Genomic DNA, 16225 nt, shown 5'->3' with positions numbered 1-16225 from the left:
TCGGTCCAGTGGGTTCGGTGGTCGCCCGCGCACTCGACACAGATGTGAAGCAGTCGGTCGCGAACCTGGCTGCATTGAAGTGAGGGCATCTCAGGATTCCTGAAGTAGCTGTCGGACAATCTCTTCCAGCCCCGCACCGTGTTCTCGGTGCGGGGCTGGTGTGTTTGTGTGGGGTTAGGCGATGTGGGGGCCTGCTCGGGCGTGGGATTGTCGGGGTTGTCGGTAGGGGTCGACGGTGGCCGGGGGTACGAACCAGGGGTGCTGGTCGGCGGCGATGAATACTTCCCAGTCGCTGTGGTGGAGGAGTCGGTGGTGGAATCCGCAGAGGAGGACGAGGTTGTTCATGTCGGTGGGGCCGCCGTCGGCCCAGTGCCAGATGTGGTGGCCTTCGGTCCAGGCGGCGGGTTTGCCGCAGCCGGGGAAGGCGCAGCCGTGATCGCGGGCGGTCAGTGCGCGTTTCTGTTTCGCGGTGACGGTGCGTGCGGTGCGGGCGAGGTTGAGTGGGTTGCCGTTCTCGTCCATGACGATGGCGGTGAGTAGACAGTCGCAGGCCAGTTGGCGGGAGGTGTTGCGGGAGAGGGGCCCCATCCACGGTAGCCATCCGGCAGTGGTGCTGTCACCGAACAGGTCGCGATACGCGCCACGGTCGGCGGCCGGGCTATCTGGGTCGCCCTGGAAATCGGACTCGGCCGTGTCGGGGTGGATCGGGTTTCCGGTGTCGATGTCGACCAGATCGCCGCCGCCACCGTCGGCGTTGGCGTCGTCGTTGTCGGATTGTTCGGCGGCGCGGGTGGTTTCGTCGTCGGTGATGTCGTCTTCGTCGCCGTGGCTCTGGAGGTCGGTGAGGTCCTGCAACCGGATGTGCAGGTTGACGTGTGGCTTTTCGCCGCCTTCGGTGGGCCTGTTGCTGGAGGCGAGGTAGCGGTCGAGGATGTGCCCGAAGGCGTCGGCTCTGCGCTTGGCGGGGCTGCGGTCGTCTCCGGCTCTTAGTGTCTCGGTGCCGTCGGCGGCGGGGTGGGGTTCGGTGAGCGGGGAGAGTGCGGTGAGGAGTTTCTCTCCGGTGGTCGCGTCGAAGTCGCCTTTGAGCACCAGCCGCCCGTTCAGGGTTGTGGAGGCGAAGAGTTCGTTGCGGTCGGTGTCCTCGGCGGGTGGTTTGTCGTTGCCGAAGCTGTCCTGCAACCTGGTGATCGCTGCACGAATCCGGCTGGTGCGCGCTTCGGGTCCGGTGGCGGCGGCGATCAGAGCTTTACGTGCGACATCGCGACCCTCTTCCGACAGGTTCTTCGGCGGGGTTTCGGCGAAGGTGAGGATCAGGGCGGCGTGGTCGACGGACATGACGCCGGTGTTCACGGCGTCGGCGATGTCGGGGAAGTTCTTCATGCCGCGGGCGAGGGCGACGATCTTGGTGGCTTTGGACGGTGAGAGCAGGGTGGTGGAGGTCAGCCAGCCGGCGGGTCCGGGGAACCCGAGCTTCTCTCGGCTGACGCGGGTGTCGATGTCGGCGACCAGGGCAATCCGGCGGGCCTCCAACAACTGGATCTTGTGGGAGACATCAGCAGCGTCGGCGAGAAGTTCGCTCTCGCTCAGTTGCCAGATCTCCGTGGTCACGGGGATAAGTGTATCGAACGGGTGTTCGATGCGCAATGATGGTGCAATCGAAAACTATTGCTGTGCAGAAGGATTCGGGATACGGAACCTGTCGGTTGCCCGTGATAAGGCCGCAACGTCAGTCGAGTGAGGATCGCCCGGGACCGCTGAACTCGAACGTGGCGGCGCGCAGTGGCCTCGATGTAGGGGTCGGCCGGCAGTGCAGGTGAACATCCATTAAGCAGATGCTGCGTCGCCGCCACAGAGGTGCGTCGACACCTGACACAGTTGCGCGAGATGTAGAGCAGACCCTTACTGCTGTCGTGTCTTTCGCAGCCACCACAGTCCTGCGATGGGTAGCACCACCGGGATGAAGACGTAACCGGATCCGAAGTGCGACCACACCGTCGGTTCCGGGAAGTCCTGGGGCTGGATGTAGCTGAGGGTGCCGATGCCGAGGACTCCGATGAGTTCGATGATGCAGGAGACCGTCACTACTCGTCGTGATGCCTCGGTTGCTCGTGCCAGTCCGACCGTCGCGATGATGTAGACCACCGCTGCAAATGCCGAGAGCAGGTACGCGACCGGGGCGTTGTCGAATCGGGTGGTGAGTTGCACGATCGACCGCGATGTCGCGGCCACGGCGAACACGGCGTAGACGGCGATGAGGAAGCGTCCGAATCCGGTGCGCGTGGCTTGCTGAAGTTTGTCAGGCATATCCGGCCCAAATCTGGCTCAGTCGCAACACCATGGCTGCGAGGGTGAGGACGGCTACGAGGAGTACCGCGGTACCGCCGCGGGAACGGTCGCCCAAAGACCACCACGTTCCGAGTGGGAGCAGGAACAACAGTCCGACGAGGTACGACCCGAACGTGAGCCGGTGAATGTCGCGATCGGAGGCGAACATCATCACGAACCCGATCACTGCCTGCAGTGCAACGACGCCTTCGGTAGCCGCGATCGTCCAGAACAGCGCGCGGTCGGCCTTGTTCTTCAGTAGAACGGGCCTGTTGGTGGCGAGCTTCACGAGCACCCAGATCCCCACTACCAGGGACAACACGTACAACAAGCCGGTGACGGCGCCGATCATCGAGTTCCTCGTCATGCTGCGGTGGGTGGATGGACTTCCCTTCACAGTAACCGCGTAACACCACGTCAACACTGTGAGGCCCTTGAAACACGACGTTGTTCCGAGCGTGACCAATCGGAAATCGACGAGGCCTGTACTTGTTCCATGGCCGCAGAGGATCTGCCCTCTCGTCGGACATGACGGTTTTCTCGGGTGGACATCGGTGTCCACCGCATCCAGCCCGCTCTGCGAACCTCAGGAGACGCACGTGTCAGATCTCGACCAGTCCATCGCCGAGAACATCAAGAAGTCCCTCGAGGAGATTCCGCATCCCTCACTTCCCAAGGGCAGCAACATCTACGGCTCCACCAAGATCTTCCCCGACTACAAGGCGGAGAACGGCGAAAGCTACTTCACGCTGGTGCACGGCATCGCCCACGAGTCTTCGGTATCGTTCGTCGCGGTACTCCAGGCGACGCGCGCCCTGCGCAAGGGTTTCGAATCGGCCATGTACTTCTACGGCCCCGGTGCCATCAATTGCCTTGCTACACGCGGTTTCCCGACCACCGGAGACTCGGGCTTCCCGGGTGAGCAGAACATCAACGACTCCCTCGCGACGTTCATCGCCGAGGGCGGCACCGTGTTCTGCTGCCGCTTCGGACTGGCCCTGCACGGGGGTCGTGAAGAAGATCTCATCGAGGGCGTCATCCCGGCCCACCCCCTGGACGTGCAGGACGCATTGATCCATTACGCGCGCAAGGGTGCCATCATCAACTCGACCTACATGGTCTAGGAGACGACTATGTCCATCTCTACACGCGTGGACCTGGCGTTGCTCGGAATCCGAGGAGCAACGCCGGTGTCCAGAACTGCCGGTGCCGGCCCGAGTGACGATGGACATGTCCGCATCGATGGTCTCGGCGCTGCCATCCCACGTAACCCGCTCAGTCCGTACGTACTCGAAGAGGGACGGGTTCTGTTCGACGGCAACGACATCGGTCTCGATGTCCGAGCTGTCGACCGCCCGAAGTTCTACGACCTCTCCACCTCCGACGGCATCGCGTACGAGAAGATCGCTAAACTGCACGGAACCAGTGTTCTGGCCACGACCGTCGTCCAGACGTGCATCCGCTACGACGCCGATCAACGATGCCGCTTCTGTTCCATCGAAGCGTCTCTGGACGCGGGCGACACCATCGCCGTCAAGACGCCCGCGCAGCTTGCCGAGGTGGCGGAGGCAGCGGTCCGGCTGGACGGGGTGACCCAGATGGTCATGACGACGGGCACCTCGGCCGCGAAGGATCGCGGTGCCCGTCATCTGGCCCGTTGTGTGCGTGCCATCAAGGCTGTGGTCCCGGAACTACCCATTCAGGTTCAGTGCGAACCGCCCGGGGACTTGCAGACCATCCAGGATCTGTACGACGCCGGAGCCGAATCCATCGGCATTCACGTCGAATCGCTCGACGACGACGTGCGCCGTAGATGGATGCCGGGCAAGGCATCGGTCTCGATGGACGAGTACCGCGCGGCATGGAAAGAAGCGGTGCGGGTCTTCGGGCGCAACCAGGTCTCGACGTACATCCTGGTCGGTCTCGGCGAGGATCCCGATGAATTGGTCTCGGGTGCAGCAGAACTGATCGAGATGGGTGTGTATCCCTTCGTCGTTCCGTTTCGGCCGCTGGCAGGCACGTTGGCGGTGGACGTCGACCGGGCGACTGCTCCCGCTGCCGACGTCCTCGAAAGCGTCACTCGACGCGTCGCCAAGGAACTTCAGGCAGCGGCGATGCTCGGGTCCGATCAGAAGGCAGGCTGTGCGGCCTGTGGTGCGTGCAGCGTTCTGCAGAACGCGGGAGGGTGACATGTACAGCGTCGTAGAGGGTACCGATCTCGCCGGATTGTCGGGTGCTGCAGTCACTGTCGTGCAACCGGAGTTCATTGTCCAGCCGTGCAGCGGCACAGCAGAACTGAACGCGTATCGGACCCTGCGTAGGGAGACGTTCGTCTCCGAGCAGGGCTTGTTCGCTGGTACCGATCACGACGACGTCGACGACGATCCCCGCTGCGTCGTTCTCGTGGCCACCGATCGAGACGGCACCGTGCTCGGCGGGGTGCGCCTGGCACCCTGCACGGCAACGGATCTGGGGTGGTGGGCCGGCAGTCGTCTGGTGGTCGCCGCGTCGGCACGCACATCCGGTGTGGGTCCAGCGCTGGTGCGTGCGGCCTGTGCTCATGCCGAAAGTCGCGGCGTGCTGCGCTTCGACGCGACGGTGCAGAAGCGCAACGAGACACTGTTCACCCGTCTGGGCTGGATCAGGCGCGGAGACGTCGAGGTGGCCAACGCCCCACACGTGGCGATGTACTGGCCCATCGACCGAATCGAACGGCTGGTGTCGTCGACCAAGGCGATGCTGGCCGGTGTCCTTGCGCCACTGAAAGCGCAGCCACTCGGGCTCGGTGCCAAAGGATTTCGAGGCGACGACGGGGTGCCGGTACCGGGGAGCGACATGATCGCCGCCTGCGATGCGATCATTCCCTCGATGGTCGACCGCGACCCGGAGTGGGCCGGCTGGTGTGCGGCCCTGGTCAACCTCAACGACCTCTCGGCGATGGGTGCCTACGCAGTCGGCATGCTCGACTCCGTCGGTGCACCGACCCAGTCTCGACTGACCCGCATCATCCGCGGCCTCGCCAATGCGTCTGCGGCCTGGCAGGTTCCGGTGCTCGGCGGTCACACCCAGGCCGGGGTCCCGTCATCGCTGTCGGTCACCGCGCTGGGTCGCACGGCGAACCCGGTTCGGGCCGGTGGCGGCAACGTCGGCGATCGGTTGACCCTGACGGTCGACGTCGAGGGTGGTTGGCGTCGTGGATACCAGGGCCAGCAATGGGATTCGACGTCTCGGCGCAACTCCGCCGAACTGACGACCATGGCATCGTTCGTTGCCCGTACCGCACCCAAGGCCGCCAAGGACGTCTCGATGGCGGGACTGGCCGGGACCACCGGAATGCTCGCCGAGGCAAGCGGAACCGGTGCCGTATTGGACATCTCCTCGATCCCGAAGCCCGACTCGGCGTCGATGGGCGAATGGATCACGTGTTTTCCCGGGTTCGCGATGATCACCGCGGACCGTCCCGGTGCACTTACTGCACCGTCCGGACCTGCACTGTCCGCAGAATGCGGAGAGCTCAACGATATTCCGGGCGTCGCCTTGCGATGGCCCGACGGAATCACCACGCGCGCGGTCACTTCGACGGTGACCGGATTGGGAGAAGCATGAACGACATCACGATCTCCGTGGCCGCAGCCGAATTCGGCCGCGACATGGAACAGGGCTACGCCACCATCGCCGCACTGCTCGAGGAATCGCGTAATCGCGGTAGCCAACTTCTGGTGCTACCGGAAGCGTGCTTGGGTGGGTACCTGCCCAGCCTCGGTGGCGGCGACGAGACCGAGGAATCGCGACAGCGTCGACTGAAGGCGCTTCCACCCGCTCTGGAACTCGACGGCCCCGAGATCAAGCGGGTCATCGACATGGCAGGCGATACCGTCGTCACGTTCGGATTCTGCGAGAAGGACGGCGATACCCGCTACAACGCTGCCGTGACGGTCGACGGCAGCGGCATCCTCGGCTCGTACCGAAAGGTGCATCAGCCACTCGGCGAAAACCTCTGCTACGCAGCGGGAGACAGCTACTCCGCATTCGACACTCCGGTCGGCCGGATGGGCATGCAGATCTGCTACGACAAGGGATTCCCCGAGGCAGCCCGGGAACTCGCGCTCGACGGAGCCGAGATCGTCGCGTCCATCTCCGCATGGCCCACGGCACGTACCGCGACGACCCCGAACATGGAAGAAGACCGGTGGAAGCAGCGCTTCGACATCTACGATCGCGCTCGCGCACTGGAGAATCAGATCATCTGGGTCGCGGCGAATCAGGCCGGCACGTTCGGGTCTCTGAGGTTCGTCTGCAGCGCCAAGATCGTCGGGCCCGGTGGTGAGATCCTCGCGGGCACAGGCGTCGAGCCGGGTTTGGCCACAGCCACCGTCGATGTCGAGGCGCTCATCGGTGCCGCACGTGGCGGCGGCATGTACAACCTCCGCGATCGACGGCCCGCGGTCTATCGCACCATCACCAAGGAGACCGTTCATGCCTGAGATGTCGTTCGTGGTGCGGTGGCCCGACGGACGCGAACAGTCCTGCTACTCGCCCTCTTTGGTGATGCACGACTATCTGACGCCAGGCCAGGAATACCCGGTGGCCGAGTTCGTTCAGCGAACGTCGGAGGCGCTGACCGTAGCGAGCGATCGAGTTCTCGCCAAGTTCGGTATGCGGTGCACATCGGCCGCGCAGCAAATGGAAGAGATTCACGGTGTCAGCGCGTCGTATCAGGCCGGTGCCGTTCGCATACTGAGTATGTCGGGAGCTGAATTGCTATGACCGAGCACCACAGCGCAGTAGAACACCACAGCGCAGTAGAACACCACAGCGCAGTAGAACACCACTCCGTGATCGTCATCGGCGGCGGGCAAGCGGGCCTGTCCATCAGCTGGCACCTGACGCAACGCGGTATCGAACACGTCGTCCTCGAACGAGACACCATCGCGCACGAATGGAAGGACTCGCGCTGGGACAACTTCACCCTCGTCACCCCCAACTGGCAGTGCGCGCTTCCCGGATACTCGTACGACGGTGACGATCCCGACGGGTTCATGCAGCGCGACGAGGTATACGCCTTCGTTCGACGCTACGCCGAGAGCTTCGATGCGCCCGTCCGAGAGCATGTTTCGGTGGAACACACGCTTCAGGGCTCGAACGGCGGCTTCGATCTACAGACTTCCGCCGGCCCCATGCACGCCGATCAGATCGTCGTTGCCGTCGGCGGCTACCACATCCCGACCATTCCCCGTTTCGCCGAGAAGCTTCCCCGTGACATCGTCCAGATCCACTCCTCGGAATACCGCGGCTCCCATCAGTTCCCGGAGGGAGATGTTCTGGTCGTCGGTACCGGTCAGTCCGGTGCGCAGATCGCCGAGGATCTGCACCTCGACGGTCGGCGCGTTCACCTGGTCGCCGGCACCGCACCTCGCGTCGCACGCTTCTATCGGGGGCGAGACTGTGTCGCTTGGCTGCACGACATGGGCGTCTACGATGTCTCCATCGAAGATCAACCCGGTGGCGTCGGCAAACGCGAGAACACGAACCACTACGTCACCGGCCGTGACGGTGGTCGAGACATCGACCTGCGCGCGTTCGCGACCGAGGGCATGCAGCTGTACGGCCGTCTGCTGGGCGTCGAGGACGGGGTCCTGCAGTTCGCACCGACCCTCGAAGCGTCCCTCGACGCTGCCGATCGGGTGGCCGAGAGCATCAAGGACAACATCGACGCGTACATCGAGCGCGAGGGCATCAGCGCGCCCACCGAGGAGCGCTACGTACCGGTGTGGCGTCCGGAGTCCGAGACGACCGAACTCGATCTCGCTACCACCGACATCACCGCTGCCGTGTGGTCGGTCGGGTTCCGTACCGACTACCGCTGGCTGAAGGTCGGGGCGTTCGACGGCGAGGGCCACCCGACGCACAACCGCGGCGTCACGTCCGTTCCCGGCTTGTACTTCCTGGGCCTGCCGTGGCAGCACACCTGGGGTTCGGGGCGCTTCGCCTCGGTGGCCCGGGATGCTGCGTTCCTGGCGGATCAGATCGGCCTCGAGATCAGTGCCGTACAACCGCAGAGTCAGATGGTCTGACTCGACGTGGCCCCCATCAAGATCGGTGCATTGGCAGCACATTTCGGAAAGGATGTCGATCGGGCCGTACTGAAGATCACGACGATCATCTCCAGTGCGGCCCGAGAGGGCATCGACCTCTTGGTGCTGCCCGACGCATCCCTCGGGGGTTACATCAACAGCCTGAGCAATCCGGACCCGTCCGAGTTGCCGCCCACTCTCGATCCGGACGGTCCGGAGCTGGCCGCGATCATCGCAGCAGCGGGTGCGATGACGGTGTGCATCGGGTACACCGAACTGTCGAAGGGGCTGCGGTACAACGCTGCTGCGTGCCTGACGGGTGACGGGATTCTCGGCAGTCACCGGAAGGTGCATCAGCCGCTAGGAGAATCCTTGGCCTACGCTGCCGGAGATCGGTTCGAGGCCTTCGATACACCGGTCGGACGGATGGGCATGCTGATCGACTACGACAAGACGTTCCCGGAGTCGGCCCGCACGCTTGCCTTGGACGGCGCGAGAATCATTGCGGCGCTGTCGGCGTGGCCGGCCAGCGTCACCGATCGCGCGTCGTCGCTACCCAACGACCGGCAGTCGCGACTGTTCGATCTGTACGACGCTGCACGCGCTGCAGAGAACCAGGTGGTGCTCGTCTCGTCCAACCAGACCGGGGTGATGGGATCCTTGCGCTTCCTCGGCCAGGCGAAAATTGTCGGGCCCGGTGGAGATGTGCTGGCCAAGACGTGGTCCAAAGGCGGTTTGGCGGTGCACGAGATCGACGTCGATGCCGAGGTGGATCGGGCTCGGAGGGGTCTGCATCACCTGGCCGAGCGACGCGTCGACGCCTACCCGAACTTGTTGCAGGAGAAGCCGGATCGATGAAGATCGCCCTGTTGACCTACTCGTCCAAACCGCGCGGCGGCGTAGTGCATACATTGGCTCTGGCCGAAGCGCTGGCCCGCGCCGGCCAGGATGTATCGGTGTGGTCGCTGGGCCGCGGCGGCGACAGTGAGTTCTTTCGTACGGTCGACCCGGCCGTCACCGTGCGGATGGTGCCATTTCCTCAGCAGGAAGATGAGCCTCAGCGGGAGAACGAGAGTGTCGGTCAGCGAATACTGCGGTCGATAGACGTTCTGCAACAGGCGTTCACACCGGACAACTACGATATCGTCCACGCTCAGGACTGCATTTCCGCCAACGCCGTCGGTCGCTGTATCAGGACCATCCATCATCTCGACGAGTTCACCACGCCCGAGCTCGCGGCATGCCACGAACGAGCGATCACCGCGCCCTACGCGCGAATCTGTGTATCGGCAGCGGTGGCGAGCGACGTTCATCAAGGATGGGGACTCGAACCCACGGTCATCCCCAACGGAGTCGCAGCCGAGAGATTCACTGCTGCAGCGCAGTCCGGTCGAACTCACTGGCGTGACGAACTCGGCCGATACGTGCTGGCCGTCGGCGGTATCGAACCACGCAAGGGCAGTCTCGATCTGCTCGACGCATTCGCAGGTCTGCCCGAGCGCAACGTGAAACTGGTGTTCGCGGGCGGCGAGACGCTGTTCGACTATCGCGATTATCGGACCGAATTCGATCGTCGCGCAGCAGAACTCGGTATCGAGCCGGTGATACTCGGAACCGTCGACGACGACGAGCTGCCGCACCTCGTGGCGCAGGCCGCTGTGCTGCCGTTCTTCTCCACGAAGGAGGGCTTCGGCCTCGCTGCCATGGAGGCGCTGGCCGCGTCGATTCCGGTGGTGGCGCGTGATCTGCCGGTACTGCGAGAAGTGTTCGGAGACAGCGTCACCTACGCGTCGTCCGTGGCGGCCATGTCGAGCGAACTGGAACGTGCCCTGCACGAGCCGCGGGATCCACTACCGGGACTGGCGCTGGCGCACAGCCTCACCTGGGACGAGGCTGCGCGTCGGCACATCGAGTTCTATTCCTCGCTCTTGTGACGGCCCCGTTTGTTGCGTTCGAGCCGATGAGGCTTGAGCTTGTGAAAACCCTTGACCCTCAGTGAGCGAACCGACTTCAGGTAGAACTCGGAATCGGGACGCAGCTCCTCCGTCATGACCGTGTCGACCAGCGTCGTTCCGGGATAGGCAGAACTGGTCAGCCGCGCGGCCATGTTGACCACCGAGCCGTACAGGTCACCGTACCGGGCCAGAACCGGGCCCCAGGCCAGCCCGACCCGCAGGTCCGGCATGTCTTCCTGCTCGTTGAACGCGTCCTGGAGGTCGAGAGCGATGTGGGCGGCGTCCTCGGGTGTCTGCGCGCTGAACATCACCTCGTCGCCGACGTTCTTGATCACCGAACCACGTCCGCGCGCAATGATATTGGTGGCCAGAGACTCGAACTCCTCGAGCAGCGTCGTCAACTCGCCGATGTCGAGCCGACGTGTCAGGCTGGTGTAGCCCACCATGTCGGCGAACCCGACCGCCATCGTAGGGCTTTCGGTGGAGTCGTCGGGCGCGGCGATGGATCGACCGGCGGCAGCGGCGAGGTGTCGTCGCCAGGTGTATCCCTGGAGAGCTTCGAGGGTGGGGACGGTTTCTGCTGCGATCGCTCGGGCATTGCGCCGGATCGCATCGATGTCGTTCCGGTCGTCGTCGCTATCTATGATTCGCTCGAGTATGTGAGAGTTCACAACGCCCACTTGCCATTCCGCGAGCCTGGACATGGATTGGCCGAGCGTCCGTGCGATCGCGACCTCCATCTCGGGCTTGATCACCTTCTGCGCGGTGAGTGCAGTGATCAGCGTCAGAGCTTCCAGATCGGCGTCGGTGTAGACGAGTGCCTCGGTGTCCGTTTGGACGGGAAAACCCATGCCGATCCACAGGGCGATGACCCGCTCGAGTGGAATGCCGGACTTCTCGACGATGTCCGCACGGGTGTATTTGGGCTCGCCGCCCAGAAGATTCCGTTCGATCTCCGTCTGTACCACCGAGTTGATCTGGTTCTCAGGCATATCCCAACGTTCTGTCGAAATAGGAACGAACATCGTCCACGTACTCGTCGATCTTGTCGGGCTCCCAGTCCGTGGTGGGGATGGGCTCGCCGACGGTGACCTTGACCGTACCGGAGTGGACGGTGAAATCCTTTTTCCACATCACGTCACCCGCATTGTGGATGACGATGGGCACGATGGGCACACCCGCCTGCATAGCCAGGTGGAAGCCGCCCTTCTTGAATCGGCCGAGACGTGACGTCGGCATACGCGTCCCCTCGGGGGCGATGGCGACGGAGATGCCGCTGTGGAGTTTGTCGATTGCGGGACGCATCGCCTCGCGCGCTTGTGAGGGATCACCACGATCGACGTAGGCGACGTCGAAGATCCTGCCCAGCAGCGCAAATCGTGGGTCGCGCTCGAGCTCGCGCTTCGCCACAGCGGTGATGTCTCGCCGCAGGATCGACGTGACAATGATCGAGTCGGCGGTGCTCTGGTGGTTGAACATGAAGACGGCCGGTCGGGCCGACCACGCATTTTCGGTACCGGTGACGTCGAGCTTCACGCCGGCGATGGTCAGTGCGATATCCGGAGCGATGGTGCTGGTGATATTGGCACCGTTGCGCCTGCTCCGGGTCAGAATGCCCAGCCCGAGTCCGATGGACGCGCTCGCCAGTACCGAACCCAGAGCGGCAGTGCTCCGGACGGCCGACGTGAGGTCCGTGCCGCGCTTGGGCTGGTCCAACGTCAGCGACGGCCATTTCTTCTTGGCGGCATAGCGCGCGAGATCGGGATCGGGGTTGAGGGCGACGGGACGGCCGACGGCCTCGAGCAGCGGCACGTCCTCACCGCCGTTCGAGTAGGCGAAACAGCCTGTCAGAGCGATGCCTTCACGTTCGGCGTAGTCGATGGCCGCCTGTGCCTTGCGGGGTCCCCACAATGAATCGCCGACGAGCTCACCGGTGAGTATTCCGTCGGTGACCACCGGAGTCGTGCACAGTAATTCCTCGAACATCATGTCCTGTTGCACCGGCAGTGCCTGGTACGGCGTGGCCGAGGTGGCCATCACCAAGCGATGCCCGGCGTGCCGGTGAGCTTCGACGAGAGCACGGGCCTGTGGGTAGATCATCGGCGCGATCTCGTTGCGGAACAGGGTGTATGCCTGTTCCATCAAGTCCTCTTCGCGACGTCCTTCGAGGCCGCGGACGGCCTTTCCCATCAGGTTGTCGACGGGGGAGTTACGCATCCGCATCTCGACGACGGCGCTCGAAATCTCCCACAGTTCCTTGACCGTGACGTCGAGGGTCTTGAGTCGTTCGAGAAACACTGCGCGAGCAGAGAATCCGTTGATGAGCGTGCCGTCGAGATCGAAGAAGGCGATGGTGTCTCGGCCGGGTGGGGCAGCGGCGATCGCTATCAGTCGATCGTCGAAGTCGGTCATGGATTGTTCTCCTCGGGGGCAGAGATGGGTTCCACCTCGCGGAGCATTCGGTGCGCCATGTCCCGGATGGTACGTACCTTGCGGGCCCATTCGTCGATCTCCAGCGCGAAGGCCCTGCGGCGGCGGGCGATGCCGTCCGACGTGGAATCGATGAGGTCGCGGTTCTCGGCCAGTTGCAGTGCAGTGTCGAACAATTCGCCGGAGATGGACTCACTGTGATCGAGCTGCTGGCGCAGTCGCCTGGCCTGAGCAGCGCCGAGGCATTCCGAGACGAACTTCGGTTTGTCGAATTCTCCGCTCTGCGGCAGGAGCATCAGCTGGTCGGCCACTACTTGGTAGGCCTCGAAGATCGGCTGCAGCACGCGGTGCGCCAGGTGTAGATCCTGCGATTGGAGCTGTCGCGCAGCATAATCGGGGTCGCTGATGCTTGTGCGCCAGTCCGGATCGATGAGATCGACCTCGGATTCGAGACGCTCCCCGAAGTCCTTCTTGTCGCCGAAGAAGAACTCGAACTTGAGCAGATCTCGCAGTTGGAGCGCCGACGTCCACAGCGTTTCCTGAGTCAGCGGCGTCGAGTCACCCTCGGTCGGTAGCACCACCAGTTCTCCGATGGCGCGCATCACGAAGAAGTGAATGGCGTTGTTGCGGAAGAACGCTGCCACCAGGTGCTTGTCCTGCGCCAGGTAGAACAGCGGCTCGGGGCCGTCGTCGAACCGCTTGACTACGTTGGCGTTGACCTGAGCGATGACGGCCGAACGGACCACGTCGACGTCCGCGATGTCGACCCCGCCCGCAGTGGGTAGGTTTCTGCGTTTGATGTAGCGGGCGAGCGGGGCGATGATGGCCCACATCTCGTTGACGTTGAGTGCGCGATCCTCGATTCCCAGCAATGCCATCGTGACCAAGGCCGCCGGAGTCACCGGTGTGGCGTCGTTGATCGCGTGGGAGACGCCGAGCGCGATCTTCTGGACCGCGACTCGCTTGTCGGTGTTCTCGGCGACGATCGACGCCACCGACATCGGCTCGCCGAAGTTCAGATACACGTTGCCGCGCAACGTGCCCTGAGCGCGGATGTACCCGATGGCCATGCGAATGCCCTCGGCTTGCTTCTTCGCCCCGTGCGATTCTTCGGCCATCGCACCGACCTCGTGCAGACGGTCGTAGGTAATGGACGTCGGAATCAGATAGACGTCCTCCGCGTCGCTCGATTCGAGGGCGTCGACGAGGTAGGTCAGCAGGCCGAAGCGCGGTGGGCGGAGCTTCCCGGTGCGGCTGCGTCCACCTTCGATGTACCACTCGAGGTTGAACCGCTTGCTGAGCAGAAAGCTCATGTACTGACGCAGCGTCCATTTGTAGATCGCGTCGGAGAACTTGCGCTGAATGAGCACGACGCCACTGCGTTTGGCGATCGGGCCCAGCGGCCAGAAGCCGACGTTGATGCCGCCCATGACGTGATTGAGCGGCAGGCCCTCGGCCAACAGCGCCGGACGCAGCACGAGCGGGTCGAGGTAGGAACGGTGATTGGGCAGGAACACCAACGGATAGTTCTTGTTGAGTTCGCGGACCTTCTGCAGCTGATCGCGATCGACGTCGACCTTGTACGCCCGTGAGAAGTACGCGCCGAGGGTGCCCCACATCTCTACTGCCCGGCGGGTCTCGGTTGCGACCATCTCGCCGAGGATGTCGTTGACGCGCTTGTCGACTGCGTCGCGGTCCTGACCGACCTCGTCCGCAAGTGCGGTGATGCCGTCCCGGAACTTCTTCTGCTCCGTCATATCCTCGACGACGAACCGCGGAATCTTGTACTCCGAGCCGATGACTCCGCGTTCGGCCTTGTCCAGTGCGAGACTCGCCTGCCGCAGGATGAACGACGACAACGACGTGCCGCCGCCGCGCTCGAACCGGTCCTGCAGATCGCTCAGGGTGGCGGGTTCGCCGACCAGCACTGCGGAGTGATCGGGATCGTCGTTGGCCACCCACCGCTGCCACACCCGTGTCGGCTTCGAGCGGCCTCTCGGGGCGAAAATGCGGTGCAGAATGCCGGTGCTGCGATCGGTCAACGTGACCCGCAGCGGAATGAGCAGCGGATCGTCGGCGTAGCCGCGGACGGTGTCCGACAGTGATGTCCTGGCCTCGCCGGAAAGAACGACCGACGGGGGCCGAGGTTCTCCGTCCGGGGTGGTGGCGTCGATCCACTGATTCAGGGCCTGAACCTCGAGAGTGCTCGTGGCATCGAGCAAGTACACGTGCGGACCGTCGCTGAGCGATTGCTGATCCGCGTCGAGGTGGTACATCGAAGCTCCTGTTCCGTACCTGCGCAAGAAGGTACGCCGTCAGGCTACGCGGGAGAATCCCGGCGCGAGGGCGGTTCGGCGAGGTGGTCGACGGCACTCGACGGGCGATCGAACTGCCGGTCGGTTACAGTCGTGTCATCGGCCGAGTCCGGCCAAACCACCTTTGTGTCAATTGAAGTAACTGTTACTTATGGTTACAGTTACTTTGAGTTACACATACTTGTGTTCGGCGACATCTATGCCACCAAAACTCGATGCCGTGCCGTCTGCGCACGCGAATCTGTGCGACAGTATTCGCAAACACTTTCGAGAAAGGCCGGTAGTCGATGCCACCCCGTGGGCGCGCCGTGAACGATTCGCTGACTCCCGAGAACCTGACGACGCTGGCAGCTGCACTCGCCGAGGGACGTCGCGCCACTGTATATCTGCGCGAGCCGAATCCGAGCCTCGGCCTGCCCGACGGTACGTCGGCAAAGGTGGTGTCCATCGACGGCAACACCGTCACCATCAGCCCGAAGGGCGTCAACGACGAACTGCCCTACGAGGCCGAGGAACTGCGCATCACCCGCAACCCGGCGACCCCACCCGCGCCGGCCAAGCGCATCCCCGCGAAGAAGACGGCATCGACCGCGCCGGTATCGAAGCCGGCCGTTGCCCCGAAATCGAGCCCTTCTTCTACACAGACCACGGCTTCTGCACCGACCACGCCTTCTGCATCGACCACGGCGTCGACATCGAGCGCTGCTCCCACGTCGGTACCGGTGACCGCCGCTGCTGCCAAGCCCGCCGCTGCGGGGGCTGCGTCGACCGGCTCGGCCCCACGCCGGCCGAAGAAAGCACCGGGTGGAGTGAGCGTGACCATTCATGCCGGTGCCGACAACGATTGGTCGGTCACCGTCACGCAGGGCGCGAAGAGGCCCAGCAAGGCGCAGCCGGTGAGTCCGGAATCTGTCAGTCGGGCCGTCCGTGAACTGGGCGACGTCACCGCCCGCGATGCCGTCGAGGCTGTTATCTCCCATGCACGTGAAGAAGCGGCACGCCGCGTCGCAGAACTGAGTCGTCAACTCGAGGAAGCTCGGACAACTCTTGCGGCCCTCGAGCAGGACGTATGAGTGACTAGCTCGTGTTACGACACATTCTGTTGCTAGGGTTCTGCCGACACCGC

At 63.7% G+C, this 16225-nt stretch carries 15 protein-coding genes; 9 read left to right on the top strand and 6 right to left on the bottom strand.

All coding sequences use genetic code 11. The features are described 5' to 3' along the window. Nucleotides 1-174: 174 nt before the first annotated feature. From E4P29_RS25155 to E4P29_RS25145, 3 genes are all read right to left on the bottom strand, one after another. Nucleotides 175-1608, bottom strand: coding sequence for an HNH endonuclease signature motif containing protein (locus E4P29_RS25155; RefSeq protein ID WP_135047892.1), 1434 nt, complete (start codon nt 1606-1608; stop codon nt 175-177). Nucleotides 1609-1899: 291 nt separating this feature from the next. Then, nucleotides 1900-2304 carry a hypothetical protein gene (locus tag E4P29_RS25150; RefSeq protein WP_135047890.1) on the bottom strand — a complete coding sequence of 135 codons (405 nt, stop codon included), beginning with the start codon at nt 2302-2304 and terminating at the stop codon, nt 1900-1902. Then, nucleotides 2297-2692, bottom strand: coding sequence for a hypothetical protein (locus tag E4P29_RS25145; protein ID WP_230074147.1), 396 nt, complete (start codon nt 2690-2692; stop codon nt 2297-2299). Before E4P29_RS25145 ends, E4P29_RS25150 begins: the two co-directional genes overlap by 8 nt. 232 nt (nt 2693-2924) lie before the next feature. On the opposite strand from E4P29_RS25145, the gene E4P29_RS25140 reads away from it, so the two are divergent. The 8 genes from E4P29_RS25140 to E4P29_RS25105 are packed head-to-tail and all read left to right on the top strand — an operon-like array spanning nt 2925 to nt 10333. Next, complete coding sequence (locus tag E4P29_RS25140; protein WP_027495238.1) at nt 2925-3449, top strand: MSMEG_0572/Sll0783 family nitrogen starvation response protein; 525 nt, start codon at nt 2925-2927, stop codon at nt 3447-3449. Between the two features lie 9 nt (nt 3450-3458). Beyond that, on the top strand, nt 3459-4514 hold the full coding sequence (locus E4P29_RS25135) for an MSMEG_0568 family radical SAM protein (RefSeq protein WP_135047888.1): 1056 nt from the start codon (nt 3459-3461) through the stop codon (nt 4512-4514). A gap of 1 nt (nt 4515) precedes the next feature. After that, the gene (locus E4P29_RS25130; protein ID WP_135047886.1) at nt 4516-5931 is read left to right on the top strand and encodes an MSMEG_0567/sll0787 family protein; all 1416 of its coding nucleotides are present in this window, start codon (nt 4516-4518) and stop codon (nt 5929-5931) included. Beyond that, a complete protein-coding gene (locus E4P29_RS25125) occupies nt 5928-6809 on the top strand; it encodes a carbon-nitrogen hydrolase family protein (protein WP_135047884.1) in 882 nt (293 codons plus the stop codon). The genes E4P29_RS25130 and E4P29_RS25125 overlap by 4 nt, the downstream gene beginning before the upstream one ends. Next, nucleotides 6802-7092: an MSMEG_0570 family nitrogen starvation response protein gene (locus E4P29_RS25120; protein WP_135047882.1), complete on the top strand. Its 291-nt coding sequence runs from the start codon at nt 6802-6804 to the stop codon at nt 7090-7092. The genes E4P29_RS25125 and E4P29_RS25120 overlap by 8 nt, the downstream gene beginning before the upstream one ends. Beyond that, nucleotides 7089-8399, top strand: coding sequence for an MSMEG_0569 family flavin-dependent oxidoreductase (locus E4P29_RS25115; protein WP_135047880.1), 1311 nt, complete (start codon nt 7089-7091; stop codon nt 8397-8399). The genes E4P29_RS25120 and E4P29_RS25115 overlap by 4 nt, the downstream gene beginning before the upstream one ends. Nucleotides 8400-8405: 6 nt before the next feature. Beyond that, nucleotides 8406-9257 (top strand): carbon-nitrogen hydrolase family protein, encoded by an 852-nt coding sequence (locus tag E4P29_RS25110; protein WP_135047879.1) that lies wholly within the window; start codon nt 8406-8408, stop codon nt 9255-9257. Beyond that, complete coding sequence (locus E4P29_RS25105; protein ID WP_135047877.1) at nt 9254-10333, top strand: MSMEG_0565 family glycosyltransferase; 1080 nt, start codon at nt 9254-9256, stop codon at nt 10331-10333. Before E4P29_RS25110 ends, E4P29_RS25105 begins: the two co-directional genes overlap by 4 nt. Here the strand turns inward: E4P29_RS25105 and E4P29_RS25100 are convergent. The 3 genes from E4P29_RS25100 to E4P29_RS25090 are packed head-to-tail and all read right to left on the bottom strand — an operon-like array spanning nt 10315 to nt 15060. Beyond that, nucleotides 10315-11346, bottom strand: coding sequence for an adenylate/guanylate cyclase domain-containing protein (locus tag E4P29_RS25100; RefSeq protein WP_135047875.1), 1032 nt, complete (start codon nt 11344-11346; stop codon nt 10315-10317). The two genes, E4P29_RS25105 and E4P29_RS25100, sit on opposite strands and share 19 nt — an antisense overlap. After that, the gene (locus E4P29_RS25095; protein WP_135047873.1) at nt 11339-12766 is read right to left on the bottom strand and encodes an HAD-IB family hydrolase; all 1428 of its coding nucleotides are present in this window, start codon (nt 12764-12766) and stop codon (nt 11339-11341) included. Before E4P29_RS25095 ends, E4P29_RS25100 begins: the two co-directional genes overlap by 8 nt. Further along, a complete protein-coding gene (locus E4P29_RS25090; RefSeq protein WP_135047871.1) occupies nt 12763-15060 on the bottom strand; it encodes a glycerol-3-phosphate 1-O-acyltransferase in 2298 nt (765 codons plus the stop codon). The genes E4P29_RS25095 and E4P29_RS25090 overlap by 4 nt, the downstream gene beginning before the upstream one ends. Nucleotides 15061-15386: 326 nt before the next feature. Here E4P29_RS25090 and E4P29_RS25085 point away from each other — a divergent pair, with 326 nt between their 5' ends. Continuing rightward, nucleotides 15387-16172: a translation initiation factor gene (locus tag E4P29_RS25085; RefSeq protein WP_135047869.1), complete on the top strand. Its 786-nt coding sequence runs from the start codon at nt 15387-15389 to the stop codon at nt 16170-16172. Nucleotides 16173-16225 lie beyond the last annotated feature (53 nt).

The sequence above is a fragment of the Rhodococcus sp. 1R11 genome, from assembly GCF_004563845.1.
Classification (GTDB): Bacteria; Actinomycetota; Actinomycetes; order Mycobacteriales; family Mycobacteriaceae; genus Rhodococcoides.
Note: the sequence above shows the minus strand (reverse complement) of the source record. Positions and strands in the feature narration are given on the sequence as shown.